21 protein-coding genes and 2 pseudogenes are annotated in these 23,552 nt (G+C 76.1%); 10 read left to right on the top strand and 13 right to left on the bottom strand.

Annotated features, from left to right (window positions below; all coding sequences use genetic code 11):
• Positions 1–10: 10 nt before the first annotated feature.
• The 6 genes from ASF50_RS00525 to ASF50_RS00500 all read right to left on the bottom strand — a co-directional run bounded on the left by ASF50_RS00525 (position 11) and on the right by ASF50_RS00500 (position 7,740).
• Positions 11–3,988, bottom strand: a complete 3,978-nt coding sequence (locus ASF50_RS00525) for a SpoIIE family protein phosphatase (RefSeq protein WP_156718015.1) — start codon at positions 3,986–3,988, stop codon at positions 11–13.
• A complete protein-coding gene (locus ASF50_RS00520) occupies positions 3,985–4,443 on the bottom strand; it encodes an STAS domain-containing protein (RefSeq protein WP_082500066.1) in 459 nt (152 codons plus the stop codon). The genes ASF50_RS00525 and ASF50_RS00520 overlap by 4 nt, the downstream gene beginning before the upstream one ends.
• Before the next feature lie 98 nt (positions 4,444–4,541).
• Positions 4,542–5,219, bottom strand: coding sequence for a 3-oxoacid CoA-transferase subunit B (locus ASF50_RS00515; RefSeq protein ID WP_056903151.1), 678 nt, complete (start codon positions 5,217–5,219; stop codon positions 4,542–4,544).
• Positions 5,216–5,932 carry a 3-oxoacid CoA-transferase subunit A gene (locus ASF50_RS00510; RefSeq protein WP_056903150.1) on the bottom strand — a complete coding sequence of 239 codons (717 nt, stop codon included), beginning with the start codon at positions 5,930–5,932 and terminating at the stop codon, positions 5,216–5,218. Before ASF50_RS00510 ends, ASF50_RS00515 begins: the two co-directional genes overlap by 4 nt.
• Complete coding sequence (locus ASF50_RS00505; RefSeq protein WP_056903149.1) at positions 5,929–7,179, bottom strand: thiolase family protein; 1,251 nt, start codon at positions 7,177–7,179, stop codon at positions 5,929–5,931. The genes ASF50_RS00510 and ASF50_RS00505 overlap by 4 nt, the downstream gene beginning before the upstream one ends.
• 72 nt (positions 7,180–7,251) lie before the next feature.
• Positions 7,252–7,740 (bottom strand): MarR family winged helix-turn-helix transcriptional regulator, encoded by a 489-nt coding sequence (locus ASF50_RS00500; RefSeq protein ID WP_056903148.1) that lies wholly within the window; start codon positions 7,738–7,740, stop codon positions 7,252–7,254.
• A gap of 91 nt (positions 7,741–7,831) precedes the next feature.
• On the opposite strand from ASF50_RS00500, the gene ASF50_RS00495 reads away from it, so the two are divergent.
• Positions 7,832–8,623: a pirin family protein gene (locus ASF50_RS00495; RefSeq protein ID WP_056903147.1), complete on the top strand. Its 792-nt coding sequence runs from the start codon at positions 7,832–7,834 to the stop codon at positions 8,621–8,623.
• A gap of 94 nt (positions 8,624–8,717) precedes the next feature.
• Positions 8,718–9,221, top strand: a complete 504-nt coding sequence (locus ASF50_RS00490) for a VOC family protein (RefSeq protein ID WP_056903146.1) — start codon at positions 8,718–8,720, stop codon at positions 9,219–9,221.
• A gap of 67 nt (positions 9,222–9,288) precedes the next feature.
• On the opposite strand, the gene ASF50_RS00485 is transcribed toward ASF50_RS00490, so the two are convergent.
• Positions 9,289–10,098 (bottom strand): IclR family transcriptional regulator domain-containing protein, encoded by an 810-nt coding sequence (locus ASF50_RS00485; RefSeq protein ID WP_082502958.1) that lies wholly within the window; start codon positions 10,096–10,098, stop codon positions 9,289–9,291.
• A 263-nt stretch (positions 10,099–10,361) separates the two neighbouring features.
• Between ASF50_RS00485 and ASF50_RS00480 the strand changes: the two genes are divergently transcribed.
• On the top strand, positions 10,362–10,922 hold the full coding sequence (locus tag ASF50_RS00480) for a TlpA family protein disulfide reductase (protein ID WP_056863083.1): 561 nt from the start codon (positions 10,362–10,364) through the stop codon (positions 10,920–10,922).
• An 83-nt stretch (positions 10,923–11,005) separates the two neighbouring features.
• Here the strand turns inward: ASF50_RS00480 and ASF50_RS00475 are convergent, their stop codons facing one another.
• The 6 genes and pseudogenes from ASF50_RS00475 to pcaH all read right to left on the bottom strand — a co-directional run bounded on the left by ASF50_RS00475 (position 11,006) and on the right by pcaH (position 15,841).
• The gene (locus ASF50_RS00475; protein ID WP_162242264.1) at positions 11,006–11,665 is read right to left on the bottom strand and encodes an SCO family protein; all 660 of its coding nucleotides are present in this window, start codon (positions 11,663–11,665) and stop codon (positions 11,006–11,008) included.
• Positions 11,666–11,855: 190 nt separating this feature from the next.
• Positions 11,856–12,224 (bottom strand): annotated as a pseudogene (gene pcaC, locus ASF50_RS20035) (4-carboxymuconolactone decarboxylase); the annotation flags it as partial.
• Positions 12,225–12,443: 219 nt separating this feature from the next.
• Positions 12,444–13,073, bottom strand: a pseudogene (locus tag ASF50_RS20030) (alpha/beta fold hydrolase); the annotation flags it as partial.
• 182 nt (positions 13,074–13,255) lie between these two features.
• Positions 13,256–14,464 carry a lyase family protein gene (locus ASF50_RS00465; RefSeq protein WP_056903145.1) on the bottom strand — a complete coding sequence of 403 codons (1,209 nt, stop codon included), beginning with the start codon at positions 14,462–14,464 and terminating at the stop codon, positions 13,256–13,258.
• A 4-nt stretch (positions 14,465–14,468) separates the two neighbouring features.
• Entirely contained in the window at positions 14,469–15,041 is a 573-nt protein-coding gene (gene pcaG, locus ASF50_RS00460; protein ID WP_056903144.1) for a protocatechuate 3,4-dioxygenase subunit alpha, read from the bottom strand.
• The gene (pcaH, locus tag ASF50_RS00455) at positions 15,038–15,841 is read right to left on the bottom strand and encodes a protocatechuate 3,4-dioxygenase subunit beta (RefSeq protein WP_056903143.1); all 804 of its coding nucleotides are present in this window, start codon (positions 15,839–15,841) and stop codon (positions 15,038–15,040) included. The genes pcaG and pcaH overlap by 4 nt, the downstream gene beginning before the upstream one ends.
• 103 nt (positions 15,842–15,944) lie before the next feature.
• Here pcaH and ASF50_RS00450 point away from each other — a divergent pair, with 103 nt between their 5' ends.
• From ASF50_RS00450 to ASF50_RS00420, 7 genes are all read left to right on the top strand, one after another.
• Positions 15,945–17,345 (top strand): MFS transporter, encoded by a 1,401-nt coding sequence (locus ASF50_RS00450; RefSeq protein ID WP_082502600.1) that lies wholly within the window; start codon positions 15,945–15,947, stop codon positions 17,343–17,345.
• Between the two features lie 54 nt (positions 17,346–17,399).
• The gene (locus ASF50_RS00445; RefSeq protein ID WP_056903142.1) at positions 17,400–18,146 is read left to right on the top strand and encodes an IclR family transcriptional regulator; all 747 of its coding nucleotides are present in this window, start codon (positions 17,400–17,402) and stop codon (positions 18,144–18,146) included.
• A 392-nt stretch (positions 18,147–18,538) separates the two neighbouring features.
• Positions 18,539–19,855 carry a hypothetical protein gene (locus ASF50_RS00440; protein WP_156718014.1) on the top strand — a complete coding sequence of 439 codons (1,317 nt, stop codon included), beginning with the start codon at positions 18,539–18,541 and terminating at the stop codon, positions 19,853–19,855.
• 3 nt (positions 19,856–19,858) lie between these two features.
• Complete coding sequence (locus ASF50_RS00435; RefSeq protein ID WP_056903140.1) at positions 19,859–20,473, top strand: class F sortase; 615 nt, start codon at positions 19,859–19,861, stop codon at positions 20,471–20,473.
• A 217-nt stretch (positions 20,474–20,690) separates the two neighbouring features.
• Positions 20,691–21,683 (top strand): DICT sensory domain-containing protein, encoded by a 993-nt coding sequence (locus ASF50_RS00430; protein ID WP_056903139.1) that lies wholly within the window; start codon positions 20,691–20,693, stop codon positions 21,681–21,683.
• A gap of 1 nt (position 21,684) precedes the next feature.
• On the top strand, positions 21,685–23,007 hold the full coding sequence (locus ASF50_RS00425; protein ID WP_056903138.1) for an NAD(P)/FAD-dependent oxidoreductase: 1,323 nt from the start codon (positions 21,685–21,687) through the stop codon (positions 23,005–23,007).
• 24 nt (positions 23,008–23,031) lie between these two features.
• Positions 23,032–23,499 (top strand): hypothetical protein, encoded by a 468-nt coding sequence (locus ASF50_RS00420; RefSeq protein ID WP_056903137.1) that lies wholly within the window; start codon positions 23,032–23,034, stop codon positions 23,497–23,499.
• Positions 23,500–23,552 lie beyond the last annotated feature (53 nt).

Here is a 23,552-nt window from a genome sequence, read left to right as displayed (position 1 = left end):
CCGGGTGCCCCTAGGGCTCCTCCGGGCCCGCCCAGCGCACCGAGCACCACACGGCCTTGCCGACCGGGGTGATGCGGGTGCCCCAGTCGTCGGACACGGCCTCGATGATGTTGAGCCCCCGACCGTGCTCGTCGGCGTCGTCGGGGCGCCGTCGCCGCGGGCGCAGCACGGTGTGGTCGGAGACCTCGAGCAGCAGCTCGTGCTCCGTGCGCTGCAGCCGCAGGTCGAGGGGCGGTCGGGCGTGGACAAGCGCGTTGGTGACCAGCTCGCTGGTGGCCAGGACGAGGTCGTCGACGCGCTCGGCGGGCACGCCCCACGCGCGCAGCCGCTCGGCGACGGCGTGACGGGCCTGGGCCGGGGCGACGTCGCGGTGGGCGAAGCGCTGCTGGAGCACGTCGACGTAGGGCGAGCCCACCACCCGCGCCACCACGACCGCGATGTCGTCGTCGGCGGCGTCGCCGGCGAAGCGCGCGGCCAGGCCGTCGGCGAGCTCGGTCGGGCCGCCCGGGGCAGCCCCGGCCGGCGCCGACGCGGCCCGCGCCGACCCGGCCCGCGGTCCGTCGGCCACCGCCTGCCCGACCACCCGCTCCACCACGTGCTCGACGAGGTGGCCGATGGTCGCGTCGAGGTCGCCGTCGCGGCGCTCGACCAGGCCGTCGGTGTAGAGCACGAGGGTGCTGCCGGCGTGGGCCTGCTCGACGCGGGTCTCGGCGCCGAAGAAGCCGGCGCCGAGGGGCGGGCCGCTGGCCTCGAGCAGCAGCGAGCTCCCGTCGGGGTGGGCCAGCACGACCGGGAGGTGCCCGGCGTTGGCCCACGAGAGGGTCTGGTCGGAGGCGTCGAAGACGGAGTAGACGCAGGTGACGATCTGCTCGCCGGCGAGGTCCTGCACGAGGCCGTCGAGCTGCTCGAGCACGTCGGCGGGGGTCAGGCCCATCCGGGCGAAGGCCCGCACGGCCGCGCGCAGCTGGCCCATGACCGCGGCCGCGCGCACCCCGCGGCCCATCACGTCGCCGACGACCAGGGCGGTGCGGCCGGCGCCGAGGTCGACGACGTCGTACCAGTCGCCGCCGACGTGGGTGCCCTCGGTGCCGGAGCGGTAGAAGGCGGCGAGGTCGAGGGCCTCGACGGCGAAGGTGTCGTCGGGCAGCAGGCTGCGCTGGAGCTCGTCGGCGATGAGGCGCTCGCGGGCGGCGGCCCGGGTCTCGGCCTCGGCGGCCACGAGGCGTCGCTGGGTGGCGCGCTGCTCGGTGATGTCCTGGAAGGAGCCGCGCAGCACGCGGGTGCCCTCGCCGGGCTCCTCGGCCCGACCGCGCAGCAGGAAGAGCCGCTCGCCGCCGGAGGGGAGCACGATCCTGGTCTCGTACTCGATGAGGTGACCGGGCACGGCCCCGGCCAGCTCGGCGGTGACCCGCGCGAGGTCGTCGGGGTGCACCAGGGTGCCGATCACCGCGGCCGTGCCGAGCCGGTCGAAGTCCTCCTGGGTGTGCTCCATGAGCTCGAGGAAGGTGCGCGAGGCCATGATCGTGTCGCGCTCGAGGTCGATCTCCCAGCTGCCGATGCGCGCCAGGCCCTGCGCCTGGTCGAGCAGCTCCTCGCTGCGCAGCAGCGCGTCGCGCACCCGCTCGGCGCGGTCGAGCTCGAGGTTGACCCGCACCCGCGCGAGCAGCTCGCGCGCGGAGAAGGGCTTGACCAGGTAGTCGTCGGCACCGGCCTCGAGCCCCTCCAACGTCGCCTCCTCGCCGCCGCGCGCCGAGAGCATCACGACCGGCACCGTGGCGAGCAGCGGCTCGGCCTGCATCGCGCGCAGCAGCGCGAAGCCGTCGAGGCGGGGCATCATCACGTCGGTCAGCACGAGGTCGGGCCGCTCGCGGGTCATCTGCTCGAGGGCGTCGACACCGTCGACGGCCACGCTCACGTCGTACGCCGCGCCGCGCAGCAGGTCGCCGACGTAGCCGCGCATGTCGGCGTTGTCGTCGACCACGAGCACCCGCGCGACGCCGGCCTGCGCCGCGACGCCGCCGGCCCCGGAGTCCCGGGCGTCCCGGGAGTCGGCGTCGGAGGGCGCCCCGTCGCCCTGCCCCGGGACGGCCGCGGCCGGTTCGGCCAGCCACCGCATGGTCTCGGCGACCTTGCCGCGGGCCTGGGTGCCGGCCACGGCGTGGTCGCCACCGGAGGGCTCGTGGGCGACCTGGTCGAGCGGGAGGTGGCCCGAGCCCGTCGGCAGGGTGACGGTGAAGGTGGTGCCGACGCCGACCTCCGAGGCCACCGCCACGGTGCCGCCGTGGAGCGCGGCCAGCTCGGCGACGAGCGCGAGCCCGACCCCCGACCCCTCGTGGGAGCGCGAGCGCGCGCCGCGCACCCGGTGGAAGCGGTCGAAGAGCCGCTCGAGCTCGTCGGCGGCGATGCCCTCGCCGGTGTCGGCGACCCGCAGCTCGACCCGGCCGTCGGCCTCGACGAGGGTCACGGTCACCGCACCGTCGAAGGTGAACTTGACGGCGTTGCTGAGCAGGTTGAGCACGATCGTGGCCCAGTGCTCGCGGTCGACGTAGGTCGGCGACGACACCTCGCCGCTCACCCGCAGCGCGAGGCCCGCCCGGGCCGTGGCGGACGCGAACATCCCCACCAGCTCGGTGGTCTCGCGCACCAGGTCGACGCGCTCGAAGCGCCCGGTGGTGTGCCCGGCCTCGAGCCGGGAGAAGTCGAGGAGGGTGTTGACCAGCTGCAGCATCCGCTGGCCGTTGCGGGCCACGACCTCGAGACGGTCGCGCTGCGGGGGCCCGAGCGGCGTCTCGGTGTCGGCCAGGGCGTCCTCGGCCGGGCCGAGCAGCAGGGTCAGCGGCGTGCGCAGCTCGTGGCTGACGTTGGTGAGGAAGTCGGTCTTGGCCTGGTCGAGACGCGCGAGGCCCTCGGCGCGCTCCTTCTCGGCCTCGATCGTCCGTGCGTCGCTGATCGCGGAGGACAGGTGGGCGGCCACGAGCTCCACGAAGCCGGCGTAGCCCTCATCGAGGGGGCGGTAGCGGTTGAGCCCGACGACCAGCAGGCCGTAGGGGTGGCCGCTCGCGCCCTGCGCGGTGACGGGCACCACCAGGGCCCGCAGCGGCGGCTCGGCCCAGGCGCCGGTGGGCAGGTCGGCCCAGGTCGGGTCGACCGCGGGGTCGAGGTCGACCACCGAGGTCTCCCCGCGCCGGGCCGCGGCCGCGGGCCAGGGGGAGGCGGGGTCGTCGACCACCAGCGCCGACGGCGCGGCGGCGTGGTCGGTGGAGATGCCGGCGGTGCCGGCGCGCACCGCGGTGCGGCCGTCGTCGTCGAAGAGGTAGACCGCCACGAAGGGCAGCGACGCGGCGCCCCTCTCGAGGTGGGCGCAGGCCTCGGCCACCGCGGCCGCCTCGGTGCGCGCGGCGCCCGAGCGGACGCCCAGGTCGCGCAGGGTGGTCATCCGGCGCTCCGCGACCACCTGCTCGGTGACCTCGGCGACCACGCACAGCATGCCGGCGATGAGCCCGTCGTCGTCGGCCAGCGGGCTGTAGGAGAACGTGTGGTAGCTCTCCTCGACGTAGCCGCTGCGCTGCAGGAAGAGCTGGAGGGCCTCGTCCCAGGTGGCCTCGCCGCTGGTCATCACGTGGTCGATGCGCGGCTCGATGTCGGCCCAGATCTCCGACCACACCTGCGCGGCGGGGCGACCCAGCGCCCACGGGTACTTCTCCCCGAGGGTGTCGCGGCGGTAGGCGTCGTTGCAGAAGAAGGTGAGGTCGGGGCCCCAGGCCATCCACATCGAGAAGCGCGAGGTGAGCAGGATCCTCACCGCGTTGCGCAGGCTCAGCGGCCAGTCGTCGGGCTCGCCCACCGACGTGGTCGCCCAGTCGACGTCGAGCAGGTCGCGGCCGACCTGTCCCCCGGCGGCGAGCACGTCGCGCATCGACCAGGCCGGCGGCAGCGCCGCCGGCGCCACGCGAGCGGTCGGCGTCGCCCCGGACCCCTCTGGGGTCACCCCCGCGGCTCCGGCTCCGCGACCCTCTCGGGCGCGCCCGGCTCGCGTGCGTCCTCGCGGGCGGAGGCCAGCGCCTCCTCGAGGGTCGCGTGCACGGTGAAGACCCGGTCGAGCGCGGTCAGCCGCAGCACCCGCAGGATCGCGTCGTTGACCACGACGAGCACGAGCGTGCCCCGGAAGACCCGGGCCCGCTTCTGCGCGCTGACCAGCGCACCGAGGCCCGAGGAGTCCATGAAGGTGACGCCGCTGAGGTCGACCACGAGACGGGGGCTGCCCTCGACGAGGAGGTCGGTGAGGCGGGTGCGCAGGGAGCCGACGGTGCGGACGTCGACCTCGCCGACCACGGCGAGCACGGTGGCCGGCGGGTGGCTGGACTCGCTGAGACCGAGGGTGCCGTCGACGGGCGTGGAGGCGGTCGCAGACGCGCGCTGGGGCGCGTCCCCGGAGATGGGCATTGGCCGATGGTCCCAGACCGCGCCGCCGATCGGACCCCCTCCGGGCGAAGTCCACCCTTTCGGGTGCCCGACGCGCGGGCCCGGTCGGGGCCGGGCGGTCAGGCCCGCACCAGCCGTACGTCGAGCCGCGCGGCCAGCTCGTCGTACGTCGTGCCCCAGGTCTCGAGCACCTCGACCCCGCGCCCGTCGGGGCCGGTGCCGACGCGGAAGGTCGCGAGGTCGGTGTAGACCCGGTCGACGCAGCCGGCGCCGGTGAGGGGGTAGGTGCAGGCCTCGACCAGCTTGGGCGAGCCGTCCTTCGCGAAGAGGCTCATCATCACCAGCACCTGCTTGGCGCCGATCGCGAGGTCCATGGCCCCGCCGACCGCGGGGATGGCGTCGGGCGCCCCGGTGTGCCAGTTGGCCAGGTCGCCGCCGGCGGCGACCTGGAAGGCGCCGAGGACGCACACGTCGAGGTGGCCGCCGCGCATCATGGCGAAGGAGTCGGCGTGGTGGAAGTAGGAGGCGCCGGGCAGCTCGGTGACGGGGACCTTGCCGGCGTTGGTGAGGTCGGGGTCGACCGGGTCGTCGGGTCCGCCGGTGGCGGCCGGGCCCATGTGGAGCATGCCGTTCTCGGTGTGGAGCACCACGCCGGAGCCCTCTGGCAGGTGGTCGGCGACCAGGGTGGGCTGGCCGATGCCGAGGTTGACGTAGGAGCCGGGCGGGATGTCGCGGGCCACGACGGCCGCCATCTCCGCCCTGCCCAGCGGGCCGCGGTCGGTGTGCTCGAGGGTCATGCCTGCTCCTGCTGCTGGGGGTCGCCGGCCATGACGCCGGGGCCCGCCCCGGGGGCGGCGACGACGCGGTCGACGTAGATGCCGGGGGTGACGACGTGCTCGGGGTCGAGCCCGCCGACGGGCACCACGCGGGAGACCTGGGCGATGGTGGTGCGGGCCGCGGTGGCCATGACGGGACCGAAGTTGCGCGCGGTCTTGCGGTAGACCAGGTTGCCCATCGCGTCGGCCACGTGGGCGCCGATCAGCGCGTAGTCGCCCCTGATCGGGTGCTCGAGCACGTAGGTGCGGCCCTCGATCTCGCGGGTCTCCTTGCCCTCGGCCAGGGGCGTGCCGACGGCGGTGGGGCAGAAGAACGCCCCGATGCCGGCGCCGGCGGCCCGCATCCGCTCGGCCAAGGTGCCCTGGGGCACGACCTCCAGCTCGATCCGCCCGGAGCGGTAGAGCCCGTCGAAGACCCACGAGTCGGACTGGCGGGGGAAGGAGCAGACCATCCTGCGCACCCGCCCGGCGGCCAGCAGCGCGGCCAGGCCGGTGTCGCCGTTGCCCGCGTTGTTGGACACCACGACCAGGTCGGAGGCGCCCTGCCGGATGAGGGCGTCGACGAGGTCGACGGGCATGCCGGCCATGCCGAAGCCGCCGATCAGCACCGTCGACCCGTCCTCGACCCCGGCGACGGCCTCGTCGTGGGTCTCGTGGACGGTCGTCGCGCTCACGCCCGGCCCGTCCCGGCGTGCTCGTTCTCCAGCACCACGGCCAGGCCCTGCCCGACGCCGATGCAGATCGCCGCGACGCCCCAGCGCTCGCCGCTGGCGCGCAGGCGGTGGGCGAGCGTGCCGAGGATGCGCGCACCGCTGGCGCCGAGGGGGTGGCCGATCGCGATCGCGCCGCCCCAGGCGTTGACCACCTCGGCGTCGCGCAGGCCGCGCGCGAGCCAGGCGTCGACGCAGGCGATCGACTGCACGGCGAAGGCCTCGTTGAGCTCCACGGCCCCGACGTCGCCCCACGCGACGCCCGCGCGGTCGAGGGCCTTCTGCGCGGCCTCGACCGGGGCGTAGCCGAAGCGCTGCGGCTCGAGCGCGTGGACCCCGCGGCCCGCGACCCGCGCGAGGGGCTCGACGCCGAGCAGCTCGGCGGCCGACGCCGAGCCGAGCACGAGGGCCGAGGCGCCGTCGTTGAGCGGCGAGGCGTTGCCGGCGGTGATCGTGCCGCCCGCCTCGGCGCTGCGGAAGGACGGCGTGAGGCCCGCCAGCGACTCCGCGGTCGAGCCCGGGCGGATGCCCTCGTCGCGGGCCAGGTCGACGCCGGGCACCGGCACGACGAGGTCGTCGTAGCGCCCCGCGGCCCACGCCTCGTCGGCCAGCACGTGCGAGCGGGCGGCCCAGGCGTCCTGACGGGCCCGGTCGATGCCGAGCTCCTCGGCGAGCATCTCGTTGCTCTCGCCGAGCGAGACGGTCCACTCCGCGGGCATCCGCTCGTTGACCAGGCGCCAGCCCAGGGTGGTCGAGACGGCGGTGACGTTGCCGGCGGGGAAGGCGCGCGAGGGCTTGGGCAGCACCCAGGGCGCCCGGGTCATCGACTCCACGCCGCCGACGACCACGACGTCGGCGTCGCCGGTCTCCACGGTGCGCGAGCCCTGCATGGCGGCGTCGAGGCTGGAGCCGCAGAGGCGGTTGACGGTGGTGGCTGGCACGGAGACGGGCAGGCCCGCGAGCAGGACGGCCATCCGCCCGACGTTGCGGTTGTCCTCACCGGCGCCGTTGGCGTTGCCCCACAGCACGTCGTCGATGCGCGCGGGGTCGAGGTCGGGCAGCCGGTCGAGCACGCCGCGCAGCGCGGTCGCGGCCAGGTCGTCGGGGCGCACCTGGGCCAGTGCGCCACCGAAGCGGCCGAAGGGCGTGCGGGCCGCGGCGTAGAGGTGGGAGGTGGCGGCCCCGGAGGCCGGGGCGGGCGAGGACGGCATGGCGGGCTCCTGTTCCGAGCGCGACGTCCGGCGGCGTTCGCATGCCGAACATTCATTCGCTCTGCGAACAGGCTACCCCTCCACGGCGTCCAAGCGCGAGAGGATCCGGGTCATGACCTCGCCGAAGGCGGCGACCTCGTCCTCGCTCAGGGCGTCGAAGACGAGCGAGCGCACCGTGCGCACGTGGTCGGGGGCGGCGCGCTCGATGGCGGCGCGACCGGCGTCGGTGACCGCGATGAACGCTCCGCGTGCGTCGTCGACGCAGTCCTCGCGCTCGACCAGTCCGCGGCGCCCCATCCGACCCACGTGGTGCGAGAGCCTGCTGCGCTCCCACTGCAGCGAGGCGGCGAGCGCCGAGACGCGCATGCGACCCTCGTCACTCTCGGTCAGCCGCACCAGCACGTCGAAGTCGGGCAGGGACAGGTCGCTGCTGCGCTGGAGGTCGCGGTGCAGGGCCGCGGGCAGGCGGCCCGACACCCGGATCCACTGGCGCCAGACCGCCTGCTCGCGGTCGTCGAGCCACGGAGCGTCGGCGTCGGCATCGGCGGCAGAGGTGGTCATGGGGACACCTTACGGAATAGTTGACATATCACCTAAGTTCTCCTCTGGTAGTTGACGTATCATCTACCCATCGTCCCCGGAAGGACCACCCATGAGCGACCGCAGCACCCCCCGCAGCAGCGCCGCCCGGCTCGACGAGGGCCTCGACGTCCGACGCTCCTCCGACCGCTTCGCGAGCAGCTTCGGCTGGCTCGACTCCAAGCACTCGTTCTCCTTCGGCCACCACCACGACCCGGCCAACACCCACCACGGGCTGCTGCTGGTCAACAACGACGACGTGGTCGACGCGGGCACGGGCTTCGACACCCACCCGCACCGCGACATGGAGATCGTCACCTGGGTGATGCAGGGCTCGCTCGTCCACCAGGACTCGACCGGTCACTCCGGCATCATCTACCCCGGCCTGGCCCAGCGCATGAGCGCCGGGCGGGGCATCCTGCACTCGGAGAAGAACGACTCCTGGCGTCTCGAGGGGCAGGCCCACACCGACCCGGTGCACTTCGTGCAGATGTGGGTCGTGCCGGACGAGTCGGGCATCGTGCCCGGCTACGAGCAGCTCGAGATCGACGCCGAGCTGATGAGCGGCAGCCTGGTGCCGGTCGCCTCCGGGATGAAGCAGCACGACGGCGCCTCGGCCATCCGCATCCGCAACCGCTACGCCGCGCTCCACGCCGCGCGGCTCCAGCCCGGCCAGAGCGTCGAGCTGCCCGACGCGCCCTTCCTGCACCTCTTCGTGCCGCGCGGTGAGGTGGTGCTCGAGGGCGCCGGCCCGCTCGCGACCGGCGACGCCGTGCGCTTCACCGCCACGGGCGGCCAGAAGGTGACCGCCACCGAGGCGGCCGAGATCCTGGTGTGGGAGATGCACGCCACGATCGCAGCCTGAGCCCGTCCAGGGCGTTCCCGCCCTCCCCGCACCTCCCCCGCACCAGCACCAGCACCAGCACCGCACCGCACCGCCCCCAGAGAAGGAGCCCCCCGTGAGCGAGCAGGACCGCGACCTCGTCGCCATCGAGGCCGAGCGCACCCGGATCCGCGACACCCACCTGCGTCCGGCCGCCGAGCGACCCGCCTCCACCGCACGGGGTCTGCACCACACGGCCCTGATCAGCAGCGACGTCGAGCGCACCGTCCGCTTCTACCAGGACGTCCTCGGCTTCCCGCTGACCGAGCTGATCGAGAACCGCGACTACGCCGGCTCCTCGCACTTCTTCTTCGACATCGGCAACTCCAACCTGCTGGCGTTCTTCGACTTCCCCGGTCTCGACGTCGGCCCCTACGCCGAGGTGCTCGGCGGCCTGCACCACCTGGCCATCTCGGTGGAGCCCGAGCGCTGGGAGGCGCTGCGGGCGCGGCTCACCGAGGCCGGCGTGGAGCACGAGGTCCACTCCGGGGTCTCGATCTACTTCCGCGACCCCGACGGCGCGCGCATCGAGCTCATCGCCGACCCGCTCGGCGAGATGTACGGCGAGCACGTCCTCTGACCCACCGGCGCCCGGCCGTGGGACGAGCCCGCCGCGATGCAGCTGCGCAAGCGCCTCAGCCCGCCGCTCAACCCGCCGTGAGGGCGAGGTCGGCCGCCACGGCCGCGGCGGTCTCCCGCAGGGCCTCGAGGTGGGTCAGCGGGTCGGGCCCGGTGGCCGAGGTGGAGATGTTGAGGGCCGCCACCACGGCGCCGTGCGCGTCGCGCAGCGGCACGGCGAGGGAGCGCAGGCCGAGCTCGAGCTCCTGGTCCACCAGCGCCCACCCCTGCCGGCGGGTCTCCTCGACCCGGTCCCGCAGGACGCTCGCCTCGGTCACGGTGTGCGGCGTGAGCGGGGTGAGGGCGGCAGCGTCGAGGTGGGCCGCGACCGCCTCGTCGGACAGGGCCGCCAGCAGCACCCGCCCCATCGACGTCGCGTGGGCCGGGAAGCGGGTGCCCACGGTGATCCCCACCGTCATCAGCCGCCGGGTCGCGACCCGCGCGACGTAGACGATCTCCGCACCGTCGAGCACCGCCGCCGACGTCGACTCGCCCACCTGCGCCGAGAGCCGCTCGAGGTGCGGCTGGGCGACCTGGGGCAGCCCCATGCCCGACAGGTACGCCGTGCCGAGACGCAGCACCTGCGGGGTGAGGGAGAAGCTGGTGCCGGTGAGGCGCACGTAGCCGAGCTCGACCAGGGTCAGCAGCAGCCGTCGCACGGTGGCCCGGCTCAGCCCGGTGCGGGCCGCCACCTGGCTGAGCGTCATCGAGCCGTGGTCGGCGTCGAAGGCCGTGATCACGTCCAACCCCCGCGCCAGGGACTGCACGAAGTCCTCGCCCGGCCCGCGCCGCCGGCCCGCCGGTGCGGCGACAGCGGGGTCGGGGACGGGCTCGCTCATGGCGGCGAGCATAGGGCGGGACGGCAGCGTCGCAGGCCGCGCCGCACCCGGCCCGGGGCGACCTGCTCGCGTGCTAGGGGGAGGGGCACGGTCGTGCCCCTCCCCCTAGCACGCCGGCGCCTGCACTTCCCCGGCCCCGGAGCCGGCCTCGCGAGGTCAGGCTGCCCACCTCGCTCGTCGTACGCCGCTCGACGGGGCCCGCGCCCACCTGAGCCGGGCGCGCGGGCGGGGCCGGGCGCGCCCGGCCCGGTACCGTGGAGGGCGTGCCGCGCCGCCTGCTCCGCCCCCTCGCCGCCCTCACCGCTGCCGCGGTCTGGACCCTCGCCGGCTGCTCGACCACCTACGTCGACTCCACCCCCGACGGCGCCGACGAGGACGCCCCGGTCGCGGCCGGCTGGACCCGCGTCGACCCGATCGCGGCCGAGCTGCCCACCGACCAACCCCTCGGCGGCACCGACGCCACCAGCGCCGACCTCACCGAGCCCACCCTGGTCAACGTCTGGGCCAGCTGGTGCGAGCCCTGCCAGGCCGAGATGCCGCTGCTCGACGAGGTGTCGCGCTCCGGCGACCTCCAGGTGCTCGGCCTCTCCCGCGACGTCACCGCCGCCCAGGGCCAGACCATGATCGACGACCTCGACGTCACCTTCGACAGCTGGCTCGACGCCGACGCGGAGTTCGCCGTCGCCCTCGACGGCCGGATGCCGCTCAACAGCGTGCCCGCCTCCGCCATGGTGGTCGACGGCGAGGTCGTGGCCGTGCACCTCGGCGAGTTCCGCGACCGCGCCGAGGTGCTCGACGGCCTCGACTACGTGCCCGCGCGCTAGCGAACGCCGCCGGCGCCGCGGTCGCGAGGCCCCACCCAGGGTCGGCGCGCGGGCGGCCGGCGCGGTGCGACGTACGGGCCGGGTCAGCCCTGGCGGACCTCGCCGGTGAGCAGGAAGCCGATGTCGTCGGCGAACTGGCTGGGCGAGGTCTCGCGGCCCCAGATCGCCGGAGCCTCGCCGTCCTGGTCGACGGCGATGACGTAGGTGCCGTGGGCGTTGGGGTCGTAGCCGCCGCCGGGCAGCGCCTCGCCGTCGTCGACGTAGACGCCGACCGACTCCCCGAGCTGGTTGACGGCGTCGAGGTCTCCGGTGAGGCCGGTGAAGGAGGGGTCGAAGTTGCCGAGGTAGTCGTCGATGACCGCCGGGGTGTCCTTCTTCGGGTCGGTGCTGACGAAGACCACGTCGACCTCGCTGCGCTGCTCCTCGTCGAGCTTGAGCAGCCCTGAGGCCAGGGAGTTGAGCACCTGCGGGCAGATGTCGGGGCACGAGGTGTAGCCGAAGAAGAGCAGCGTCAGCGGCTTGTCGGCGTCGGTGGCCAGCGTGAACGGCTGACCGTCGGTCGTCTCGAGGGTGGTGTCGGCGACCTCGAAGGGCGGGTCGACCACGCGGCCGGTGAAGTCGACCTGCTGCTCCTGCGAGCAGCCCGAGGCGACCAGCGCGGTCACGGTGAGGGCGGCCAGCGCCCCCGCCGTACGCCGCCGTCGCGGGCTCGGACTGGTCGGTCGGGCGGATCGGATGCGCACGGGATCGATGGTACGAGGGCCTCCCGCAGGCCCCGCCGGGCCGGTGGCGGCCGGTCGCGACCGGTGTCGGCTGGGCCACAGCCGCCACGTCAGCCACACCTGTCGGCCCGGACCCGCACCTGTCGGCCCACGCACCGGCCGACAGGTGCGGGTTTCGCCAGCCGGCTGGCGAAACCCGCCGAGCCGCCGCTCAGGCCTCCCCGAGGTCGGCCAGCACCTGCTGGGCGACGCGGAAGGCGGCGTTGGCGTCGGGGACGCCGCAGTAGATGGCGGTCTGGAGCAGGACCTCGCGGATCTCCTCGACGGTGACGCCGTTGGTGCGGGCGGCGCGCACGTGCATCGCGAGCTCCTCGTGGTGGCCGCGGGCGACGAGGGCGGTGAGGGTGACCAGGGAGCGGCTGCGGCGGTCGAGGCCGGGGCGGTTCCAGACGCCGTCCCAGGCGTAGGCGGTGATGAAGTCCTGGAAGTCGCGGGTGAAGTCGGTCGTGGCGGCCCGGGCGCGGTCGACGTGGGCGTCGCCGAGCACCTCGCGGCGGGTGACCAGGCCGGCGGCGACGCGCGGGTCGTCACCGTCGTACGCCGCGGGCGCCGCGCCACCCGCGCCACCACCCGCGCCACCACCCGCACCGCCGACGGCACCGGCGCCGGCGAGCGCCTCGTCGAGCGAACCGCCCAGCAGGTGCGCCCGCACGAGCCGGGCCACGACCTCGGGGGCCTCGGCGGGGGCGAGGTGGGCGACGTCGGGCAGCTCGACGTAGGAGCCGTGGACGACGCCCTCGGCGATCGCGCGCAGCGACTCCGGCGGGGTGGCGACGTCGTGGCTGCCGGCGACGGCGAGGACGGGGGCGGTGATCTCGCCGAGGCGGTCGCGCACGTCGAAGGCCGCCAGGGCGCCGCAGACGGCGACGTAGCCCTCGTCGCGGGCCGCCGAGAGCGCGTGCAGCAGCGCGGAGCCGGCTTCGGGCTCGCGGTCGAGGAAGCCGGGCCCGAACCACCGCTGCGCCGACCCGCTCACCATCGCGGGCGTGCCGGAGTCGGTGACCGTAACCATCCGCTCGGTCCAGGAGGCGGCGGTGCCGATGCGCGCGCCGGTGCACAGCAGGACGGCGGCGTCGACGCGGTCGGGGGCGTCGAGGAGCAGCTGGAGGCCGACGGCGCCGCCGACGGAGTCGCCGGCGTAGGCGAAGGACGAGCCGGGCGGGTCACCGCGCTGGGTCATCACCTCGTCGACCAGCACGAGCACGCCGGCGGCCAGCCCGGCCAGGTCGAAGGCGCGCGCGGGCACGGCGGTGTTGTGGCCGTGTCCGGGCAGGTCCCAGGCCAGGACGTCGAAGGCCTCGGTGAGGCCGGCCGCGGCGCAGCGGGTCCACAGGGTGGCGGCCGAGGTGCCGAGCGAGGGTCCGAGCACGAGCAGGGGGAGGTCGGCGCGGTGGGCGGCTCCGCTGAGGCGCACCCCGGTGACCGCGGGCACGACCGGCGGCTCGCCGGAGGAGCCACCCGCCGCGGCCGGGGCGGGACGCGGGTCGGGGGTCGGGGCGGGCGTCGGGGCGGGCGTCGGGTCGGGCGTCGGGTCGGGGGTCGGGTCGGGGGTCACGGGGTCACCTCACGGGCTCGGTGGAGGACGGCGTCGACGAGGGCGTGGGTGGCGCCGAGGTAGGTCGGTCGGGGGTCACGCCCGGTGAGGGCGGCCATGCTCCGCTGCTCCGCGCGTACGTCGGAGCCCGCGGCCTCCAGCGTGGCCGCCATCCGCGCAGGGTGCACCCGGAGGCCGGCGAGCAGGTCGGCGGTCTGGGAGGCGGCGGTGCAGGTGCGGCGCAGCAGGTCGCGCAGGGTGGCCCACTCGGCGTGCCAGGCGCCGTCGGCGCGCTGGTCCACCTGGTCGGCGGCGGCGAGGTGGAGGGTGGCCGCGAGCTGGGGGGTGGTGAGCGCGGCGCGCCGCACGAGCACGGCCAGCACGGGGTTGGCCTTGTGGGGCATCGTCGAGGACCCGCCCCCGGCGCCCTCGGAGAGCTCGCCGATCTCGGGGCGGGTCAGGGTGAGCACGTCGCGCGCGACGTGGCCCCAGGCGTCGGTGCAGCGCACGGCGGCGTCGCCGACGCGGGTCAGCGGGCTGCGCACGCCGTGCCACGGCACGGCGGGCGCGAGACCGAGGGAGGTGGCGACCTCGGCGGTGAGCGCGAGGGGGTCGTGGCCGGGCGCCAGCAGCTCGCCGAGGGCGGCGAGGGTGCCGGCGGCGCCGCCGAGCTGCGCGGGCAGCGCCCGCCCGCCGAGGGCGGCGACCTCGTCGTGGGCGTCGAGCACGCCGCCGAGCCAGCAGGCGGCGACGAGGCCGAAGGTCGTGGGCACGGCGTGCTGGGTCAGCGTGCGGGCGGTCATCGCGGTGGTGCGGTGCTCCTCCACCAGCGCGACCAGGGTCGTGACCTGCGCGCCGAGGTGGGTGGCCACGTCGTCGAGGGCGGCGCGGGCCAGCAGCACCAGCGCGGTGTCGACGACGTCCTGGCTGGTCAGGCCGCGGTGCAGCCAGCGCGCGGCGTCGGTCTCGGCGCCGAGGCGGGAGCGCAGCAGCGCCAGCAGCGGGAGCACCGGGTTGCCGCCGGCCTCGGCCCGCTCGGCGAGGCCGGGGAGGTCGCCGGGTCCGACGAGACCGCCGAGGTCGGCGCGGGCGCGCACCGGCGCCACGTCGGCGGCGACGAGCGCGGCGAGCCAGGCCTGCTCGACGTCGAGCATCGCGGCCAGGAAGGCCTCGTCGGAGAGGACGTCGCGGGCCCGGTGGTCGCCGGGCCAGAAGAGGTCGGCCACGGCGTCAGTGTGTCCCACCGTCGCCGGGGGGCCCGCCCGGCCGCGCGGAGTGGTCGAGGAAGACGGTCTCGTGCTCGCCCTGCAGCCGCAGGTCGATCAGCAGCCCGTCGCCGTCGTCGGTGCAGCGCAGGGTCGCGGCGCGCGGACCGAGCGCGAGCAGGAGGTCGTCGTCGGGCGCGTCGGGGAGGTAGGCGCGGGTCTGGAGCCGGTCGAGCAGGCCGCGGGCGAGCAGCGTCAGGGCGACGTACGGCGTGCCCGGGCGCAGCGTCACGAAGGACCAGCGCCCCTCGCCGTCGGTGGCGCAGCGGCCCCAGCCGGTGAAGGTGACGCCGTCGCGGCGCAGCGAGCCGGGCTGCTGCACGACCGTGCCGTCGGGGGCGGTCTGCCACAGCTCGACCAGCGCGTCGGGCACGGGCTCTCCGGCACCGTCGAGCACGCGGCCCCGGAGCACCACCGAGCCGGGCGAGCCGGGCGGCACGAGCTCGCGGTCGCGGGGGAAGGGCAGGGCGTCGTGGAAGAACGGCCCCACGGTCTGCCCGGGCGTGGGAGCGGGCGTGGGAGCGGCGGCGGTGCTCATCGGGCGTCTCCTGCTCGGTGCTCGGCGTGGTCGGGCTCGACGTCGTCCTCGCGCGGGGTGCGGTGGGAGCCGGTGAGCACGATGTCCCAGCGGTAGCCGGTGGCCCACTCGGGCTGGGTGAGGTCGTGGTCGTAGGTCGCGACGAGCCGGGCGCGGTCGGCGGGGTCGGTGACGGCCTGGTAGATCGGGTCGAGGGCGAAGAGCGGGTCGCCGGGGAAGTACATCTGCGTGACCAGGCGCTGGGTGAAGTCGGTGCCGAAGAGCGAGAAGTGGATGTGTGCGGGTCGCCAGGCGTTGCGGTGGTTGCGCCACGGGTAGGGCCCCGGCTTGATCGTGGTGAAGCGGTAGGTGCCCTCGGCGTCGGTGAGGCAGCGACCGACCCCGGTGAAGTGGGGGTCGAGGGGTGCGGGGTGCTGGTCGCGCTGGTGCACGTAGCGCCCCCCGGCGTTGGCCTGCCAGACCTCGACGAGCTGGTGGCGCACGGGGCGACCCTCGCCGTCGACCATGCGACCGGTGACGACCATCCGCTCGCCGATCGGCTCGCCGCGCCCGCCGATGGTGAGGTCGGCCTCCAGCGGGTCGACGTCGCGCCGCCCGAAGACCGGGGCCCACAGCTCGAGCCCCTCGGGGTCGACCTGGTGCAGGGCCTGGGTGGGGTGGCGCAGGGCGGAGGACCGGTAGGGCGGGTAGTCCAGGCGCGGCTGGCGCCCGGGGGTGCCGTCGAGCGCGGCGATCTCGGCGCTGACCTCGGCCTGGCTGCCGGGCTCGGGGGCGGGCTCCGGGGTGATGGGTGTGCTCACCCCGGCACCGTAGGGCGACGCCGGTCACACCGGCGCCGCCGCCCTTCCGCTGACCGGAAGCGGCCGGTGGTCGACGCGATGTGAGCGCTGTCACGGTGAGGCCATGTCCTCCTCCCCCTCCCCCACCCCCGCGCGGCCCGGCACCGCCCCCGGGACCACCTCCCCCGGGGCGGCCGACGCCCCCTCCGGACCCGCCGGGTCGGCGAGCCCCGCCGCGTGGTGGCCGGTGGCCCTCTGCTGGGTCGCGGTCGCCCTCGACGGCTTCGACCTCGTGGTGCTCGGGGTCGTCATCCCGGTGCTGTCCGCGACCGGGGCCCTGGGGTTCACCGACGCCTCGCTCACCTGGGCCTCCACCCTCGGCCTGGTCGGGGTCGGCATCGGCGCGGTCGCGGTGGGCCCGCTCACCGACCGCTTCGGTCGTCGCCGCGCCCTCCTCACGAGCATCGCGGTCTTCTCCGTGCTCACGCTGGTGCTCCCGCTGGCGCGCACCGTCACCGAGTTCACCGTGCTGCGCTTCCTGGCCGGTCTGGGTCTCGGCGCCTGCCTGCCGACCGCCCTGGCCTTCATGTCCGAGCACGCGCGGCCCGGCCGCGGCGGCAGTGCCGTGACCCGCATGATGACCGGCTACCACGTCGGCGCCGTGCTCACCGCCCTGCTCGGGCTGTGGCTGGTCGACGCCTACGGCTGGGAGGCGATGTTCGTCGTCGGCGGCGTCGCCGGCCTGCTCACGCTCCCGGTCATGTGGGCCCGCCTGCCCGAGTCGGAGGCCTACCTCCGCGCCCGCGACGAGCGCGCGACCGCGGGACCCACCTCGAGCAGCACCACCGGCGCCACCACCCGCGGCGCCGGCGGCCCCGACCGCCACGGCTCCGTCACCCCCGACGCGCCCGTGGCGCGCGCGGCGCGCGCCTCCGACGTGGTCCGCGGGGTCTACCTGCGCATCAGCCTGGGGCTGTGGGTGGCCTCGTTCATGGGCCTGCTGCTGGTCTACGGGCTCAACACGTGGCTGCCGAAGATCATGGGCGAGGCCGGCTACTCCATCCAGGCCGGCACCGGCCTCATCCTGGTGCTCAACGTGGGCGCCGTGATCGGGCTGCTGGTCGCCGGCCAGGTCGCCGACGCACGCGGCAACAAGCGCACCGTGCTGGTGTGGTTCGGGCTCGCGGCGGTCTTCCTCGCGCTGCTGAGCATCCGCATCGAGAGCTCGCTGCTGGTCTACGTCGGCGTGCTGCTGGCGGGCGTCTTCGTCTTCAGTGCCCAGGTGCTGGTCTACGCCTTCGTCGGCCACCTCTACCCGCCGCAGGTGCGCGGCACCGCGCTGGGCATGTCGGCCGGCGTCGGTCGCGTCGGCGCCATCGTCGGGCCCTCGCTCGGCGGCGCGCTGGTCACCGCCGGCGTGGCCTACCCGTGGGGCTTCTACGCCTTCGCCGTCGCGGCCGTGCTCGCCGTCGTCGCCCTGGCCACCGTGCCCGCCCACGTGCGGGCCTCGGCGACCGCGGCCTGAGGAGTGGCGCCGGCCGGGGTCCACCGACCGGCGCCCGGTGGCAGGATCGCGACCATGGCCGGCAACTCCTCCGCCCCCGGGGCCAGCGTGGCCAGCAAGGTGCTGGCACTGCTGGAGGCCTTCGACGACGACCACCGTCGGCTCTCGCTGACCACGCTGGCGCAGCGCGCCGGCCTGCCCGTGCCCACGGCCCACCGCCTGGTGGCCGAGCTGGTCGGGTGGGGGGCGCTGGCCCGCGTCGAGAGCGGGGAGTACGTCGTCGGCCGTCGCCTCTGGGACCTCGGCCTGCTCGCCCCGCACCAGGCCGGGCTGGTCGAGATCGCCTCGCCCTTCCTGCAGGACCTGCACGCCGCCACCCGCTCGACCCTGCACCTCGCGGTGCGCGACGGCCTGGAGGTGCTCTACCTCGACCGCCTGCGCGGACACGCCTCCGTGCCGGTGGTCAGCACCGTCGGGTCGCGGCTGCCGCTGCACGCCACCGGGGTCGGCAAGGTGCTGCTGGCCCACGCGCCCGCCGACGTGCAGGCCCAGGTGCTCGCGCGGCTGACCCGGGTGACGCCCTACACCGTGGTCGCCCCCGGCACCCTGCGCCGCCAGCTCGACCGGGTCGTCGCGGAGGGGTACGCCACCACCTCGGAGGAGATGAGTCTCGGCGCGTGCTCGGTCGGCGTGCCCGTGCGCCGCGGGGACGAGGTCGTGGCCGCCGTCGGCATCGTCGTGCCGTCGCTGCGCCGCGACCGGGCCCGTCTCGTGGCCGCCCTCGAGGTCGCCGCCCGCGGCATCGGCCGGTCGCTGGGCTGAGCGCCGGCCGGCCCGGCGAGCGGGGCGTCATGCGCCCCGTGGATGCGCATCCACCCCTCGCATGACGTCCCGCCCCACGGCCACCACAGCCACCCGCTCGCCGCGGCCCGGCAGACCCACCCCACGACGTCATGCGCCCCGTGGATGCGCATCCACCCCCCGCATGACGTCCCACCCGCGGCCCCCCTCGACCCCGCTCGTCCGCAACCCGGCGCACCCACCCCGGGGCGTCATGCGCCCCGTGGATGCGCATCCACCCCCCGCATGACGTCCCACCGCGCGGCCACCACAGGGGTGGGACCCGCCCGGGCGGCGTAACCATCGGCGGGCGGCCCCGTTGAGTGAGCGTGGTCACGCGCGTGGCCGCACGCCTTGGGAGGGGTTTCTCGGACATGTCAGCACCCGCAGCACGCCGAACGCCCGGCCGGACCGGCCGCGCCCGCACCACCACCCGCACCGCCCGCACCGCCACCCGGGTGGCCGCGACGACGGCCGCCGCGGCGGTGGCCGCGTTGGCCGCGAGCCCGGCGATGGCGGCCGGACCGGTCGCCCAGGCCAGCGCGACGGCGCTGGAGGTCACGGTGGCCAGCACGCCCACCGACTCGGGGTCCTACTCCGTGACCAACGACGGCCGCCGCGAGCGCGCCACCGGCACGAGCTCCCCGGCGATCACCGCCCTGGCCGGCCAGGACTTCGTGGGCGCCGGCACCCTCGCCCAGGACGCCACCACCCGCATCGTGGGCCGCGACGGCCGCTCGGCGGCGTGCGCCGGGCTCGCGGGCGACGGCGCCACGGTCGCCGCCGCCGGCGACAGCAGCTGCCTGACCCCGGGGCAGAACCTCACCCTCGACGCCGCGTCGCTCGACCTCACCGGCGTCCAGCTGGTGCAGTCCGACGTCCTGCAGGGCCTGGACCAGCAGCTCCAGGACGCCCTCGCCCCCGTGCTCGACCAGGCCTTCCCCGCGCTGCAGGACGCCGTCGGTCAGGTGCTCGACGCCGCCGACCTCGGGGTATTCCTCGACGCCGGCGCCATCCAGAGCCGCTGCACGGCCGCGCCCGGCACCGCCGACGGCAGCGCCGACCTCGCCGACGTCAGCGCCTACGCACGCGTGATGGGACAGCGCGTCGACCTGGTCTCGCTGCCGGTCAGCCCCGCCCCCAACACCAAGGTCGTCACCGACCTCGGCGAGGTCGCGGCGCTGCTCGAGCAGGCGCTGCAGGAGCAGCTCACCACCGCCCTCGACGGAGCCCTCGGCCCGCTGGGCGACGCGATCGACCAGGCCGCGGTGGTCAACGAGGCGCTCGCGACCCTCGGCGAGCAGCTCGCGCCGCTGGAGGAGAACGTCCTCGACCTCACCCTCAACAAGCAGGTCCGCCCCAGTGACGGCGCCATCGAGGTCACCGCGCTCGACCTGGCCGTGCTCCCGGTGACCAGCGACTTCGGCGTCGAGGTGCTCGGCGCCCAGGTCGGCCGCAGCACCTGCGGCCCCAACGGCCGCGTCGGCGCGCCGCCGCAGACCCCCGACCCGACCCCGACGCCCCAGCCCACCGACGTGCCCACCTCGGTGCCGGCCGGCGTGGCCGAGGCCGGCGCCACCGCCGGACCCGACAAGGGCCTGGGCGCCGGCGGCACCCTCGCCCTCGGCGGGCTGCTGGCCCTGGCCGGCGCCGCGGGCGTCGCGAGCTGGCGCCGCGCCACGAGGGCCTGAGCCGTGGGCACCGACAGCCCCGCCGCCCCGGGAGCCGGGGCGGGCGTCACCGCCCGTCTCGGAGCCCTCACCACGGCCCTGCTCGTGCTGGGCGTCGGGCTCGTCCTCGGTGGGCTGGTCCTGCCCAGCGGCACCGACGACAGCGGCCCGTCGTACGCCGACCTGGGCCCGGCCGACCCCGTGCGGCTGCAGGTGCGCTCGCTGCGCATCGACGCCCCCGTCGTGCCCGTCGCCGTCACCACCGACCGCGTGCTCGACCCGCCCACCGACGTGCTCGACGTCGGCTGGTGGGACGCCTCCGCGCAGCCGGGCGCCGAGAGCGGCCAGACCGTGATCGCGGGCCACACGGTGCACACCGGCGGCGGCTCGCTGGACCGCCTCGGCGACGTGCGGCGCGGCGCGGCGGTCGACGTGACCACCCCGCGGGGACGGATGCGCTACGAGGTGACCCGCGTCGTGGTCTACGACAAGGACCAGCTCGCGGCCAACGCCCAGCAGGTCTTCGGCCAGGACCGTCGCGACGGGCGCCTCGTGCTCATCTCGTGCACCGACTGGGACGGCGCGGCCTACGCGAGCAACGTGGTCGTCTTCGGCCGCGCCCTCGGCGAGCCGGTCTGACCCGGCCCTCCGGACAGCCCGGGGCCGACCGGGGCCGACCGGGGCCGACCGCCGGCCCGGTTCCTGGCCGGCCTCGCGACCGGCCACGTGCCCGGCCGCTGGTCCGGTCACTGGTCCGGTCACTGGTCTGGTCCGAGGGGCACCCGGGGCCGCCCGGTGGGGTGTGAACAGTTGTCCACACGTTCCTCAACACCCTGTGGAGGTTTACAGTGGCGCCATGAACGACGCGTCGAACCCCGGTCCCGAGACCCTCACGATCGGTGACCTGGCCTCGCGCACGGGCGTCGCCCCGGCGACGCTGCGCATGTGGGAGCAGCGCCACGGCTTCCCCAACCCGCAGCGCCGCGACAGCGGTCACCGGCGCTACTCCGCGGCCGACGTCGAGGTCGTGCTCGACGTGATCCGCCGCCGCCAGATGGGGGTGCGCCTCGACGTCGCCGTCGAGCAGGCGGTCTCCGCGGCCTGGTCCGACGCCGAGCCGACGACCCCGTCGGCCTACGCCGAGCTGCGCCGGCTCCACCCGCGGCTCAGCAGCTACCGCCTGCGCAAGTCGACGCTGCTGGCGCTGTCGTGGGCCATCGAGGACGAGTTCTGCGCGCTCGCCGACCGGCCCTACCTCTTCGGCGCCTTCCAGCACGAGAAGTTCTACGCCCACTCCCAGCAGCGCTGGGAGGAGCTGGCGCGGGTGGCCCGCCAGACCTTCGTCTTCGCCGAGTTCACCAGCCCGCCCGTGACCCGCAGCTCCGACGACGGCACCACCACGCTGTCGGCCGGGCCCGCCTCGGCCGGCGCGCCCGGGTCGCAGCCCGGCGCCGGGGCTCGCCCGACGCGTCCCGCGCGACCGCAGCCGCCGCGTCGTACGCCGATGGCGGTGACCCTGCCCCACGACGCCCCGATGCGCCGCGAGTGGACCGTGGTCTGCGACGCCCCCGACCTCTCCGCCGCCCTCACCGCCTGGGAGCTGCCCGGCCAGGACGACACCCCCGACCGCGACCGGGTCTTCGAGTCGCTGTGGACCGTGGAGCCCGGCCCGGTGCGCGACGCGGCCCGGGTCTGCGCCCGCGTGGCCCAGGCCGCCGGCGTCGAGGAGGCCCGGCCCGTGCTCTACGAGCTGGCCAGCTCCCCCGACCCCGCGCTGGCCGACCTGGCCTCGGTGACGGCGATGTTCAACCGCGTCGTGTCCTACGTCGACCGCTACGCGGTCCGCTGACGTGACCCCTGCCGGGACCGCCGCCGAGGCGACCGGAGCGAGCGCCGCCGCGACCGAGACCGACGTCCTGGTCGTCGGCGCCGGTCTCGCGGGCCTGCGCTGCGCCCGCGTGCTCGCCGACACCGGCCTCGACGTGCAGGTCTGGGAGGCCGGTGACGCCGTCGGCGGCCGGATCCGCACCGACATGGTCGACGGCCACCGGTGCGACCGCGGCTTCCAGCTGCTCAACCCGGCCTACGCCGCCGTGCGCGCCTGGGTCGACGCCCCGGCGCTGGGCCTGCAGTCCTTCGGGGCCGGGGTCGTCGCCGGCACCGAGGACGGCCGGCTGCTGCTCGGCGACCCGCTGCGCGCCACCCGCACGCTGCCCTCCACGCTGCGCCACGTGGCGCCCCGCGCCCTCGACGTGCTGCCCCTGGCCCGCTGGGCCGCGCCCCTGCTGCGCCACCCCGCCGGGCGCCACCTGGCCCACCACCTCACCAGCGGCGGCGACACCGACCTGCGCGCCGCCCTCGACCGGGCCGGCGTGCACGGTCTGCTGCGCCGGGTGCTCGACCGCTTCCTGTCCGGGGTGGTGCTCGACGACTCCGGCGCCACCTCCTCGGCCTTCGCGCTGCTGCTGCTGCGCTCCTTCCTCACCGGCGTGCCCGGCCTGCCCGCGCAGGGCATGCAGGCGCTGCCCGAGCAGCTCGCCGCGCCGCTCGGCGGGCGGGTGCGGCTCGACCACCGCGTCGAGCGGGTCGGCTCCACCGGGCCCCGCGGGGTGCTCGTCGAGGGGCCGGCCGGCTCCGTGCGCGCGCGCCGCGTGGTGGTGGCCACCGACGGCGTCGACGCCGCCGGGCTCACCGCGCTGGAGCCGGTGCGCACCCGCGGCGTGGTGACCACGTGGTTCGCCACCGACGAGCCGGTCGGGCTGCGCAGCGTCACCGAGGCCCGCATGCTCCACGTCGACGCGCGCGAGGTGCCCGCCGGTCCGCTGGTCAACACCGCGGTGGTGTCCGCAGCGGCCCCGACGTACGCACCGGAGGGGAGCCACCTCGTGCAGGGCTCGGCCCTGCTGCGGCGCGGCACCGCGCCGGCCACCGACGGCGAGATCCGCCGCCACGCCGGGCTCCTGCTGGGGGTCGACACCTCCTCGTGGCGCGTGGTGGTGCGCCACGAGGTGGAGCACGCCCTGCCGGCCCAGCCCGCGCCGCTGGCCGCGCGCCGCCGCCAGGCCCTCGACTCCGGCGTCGTGGTCTGCGGCGACCACCGCGACACCGCCTCCATCCAGGGCGCCCTGGTCAGCGGCGACCGCGCCGCCCGCACCGTGCTCGCCGACCTGTGAGCGCCGACCTGTGAGCGCCACCCCGTGAGCGGTCCGCTCGGCGACCCCGACGTGGTGCGGGCGGCGCTGGTCGCCGTCACGTGGCTCCACCTCGGCTTCCAGGCGGTCGTCAGCGCGCTGGTCTACCCCGTGCTGGTGGCCACCGGACGTGAGCAGCCCGAGCGCTGGCCCACCGCCCACGCCCGGCACTCGCGGGTGATCGCCCCGCTCGTCGGGTTCGTCTACGGCGCCCTGCTGGTCGTCGGCGTCGTCGCCGCGCTCGTCGTGCCCGGTCCCGCCGAGCTGGTCGCCCTCGCCGCGGCCGGCGGCGCCGTCGCGGTCACCGCCACGCTGGCCGCCCCCACCCACGGCCGGCTCGGCCGGCCCGGGCCCACCGGCGCCGTGCGGCCCGACCCGGCCCTGCTGCGCCTGCTGATGCGCGCCGACCTCGCCCGCGCGGTGCTGGCCCTCGTGGCCGCCGTCGCCGCGGCCCTCGCCGTGCTCGTGGCCTGACGCCTCCGGCCACGGCCCCGCTCACGCCCCGCACACGCCCCCGCTCACGCCCC

The organism is Nocardioides sp. Leaf307 (genome assembly GCF_001423135.1).
Classification (GTDB): domain Bacteria; phylum Actinomycetota; class Actinomycetes; order Propionibacteriales; family Nocardioidaceae; genus Nocardioides; species Nocardioides kribbensis.
Note: the sequence above shows the minus strand (reverse complement) of the source record. Positions and strands in the feature narration are given on the sequence as shown.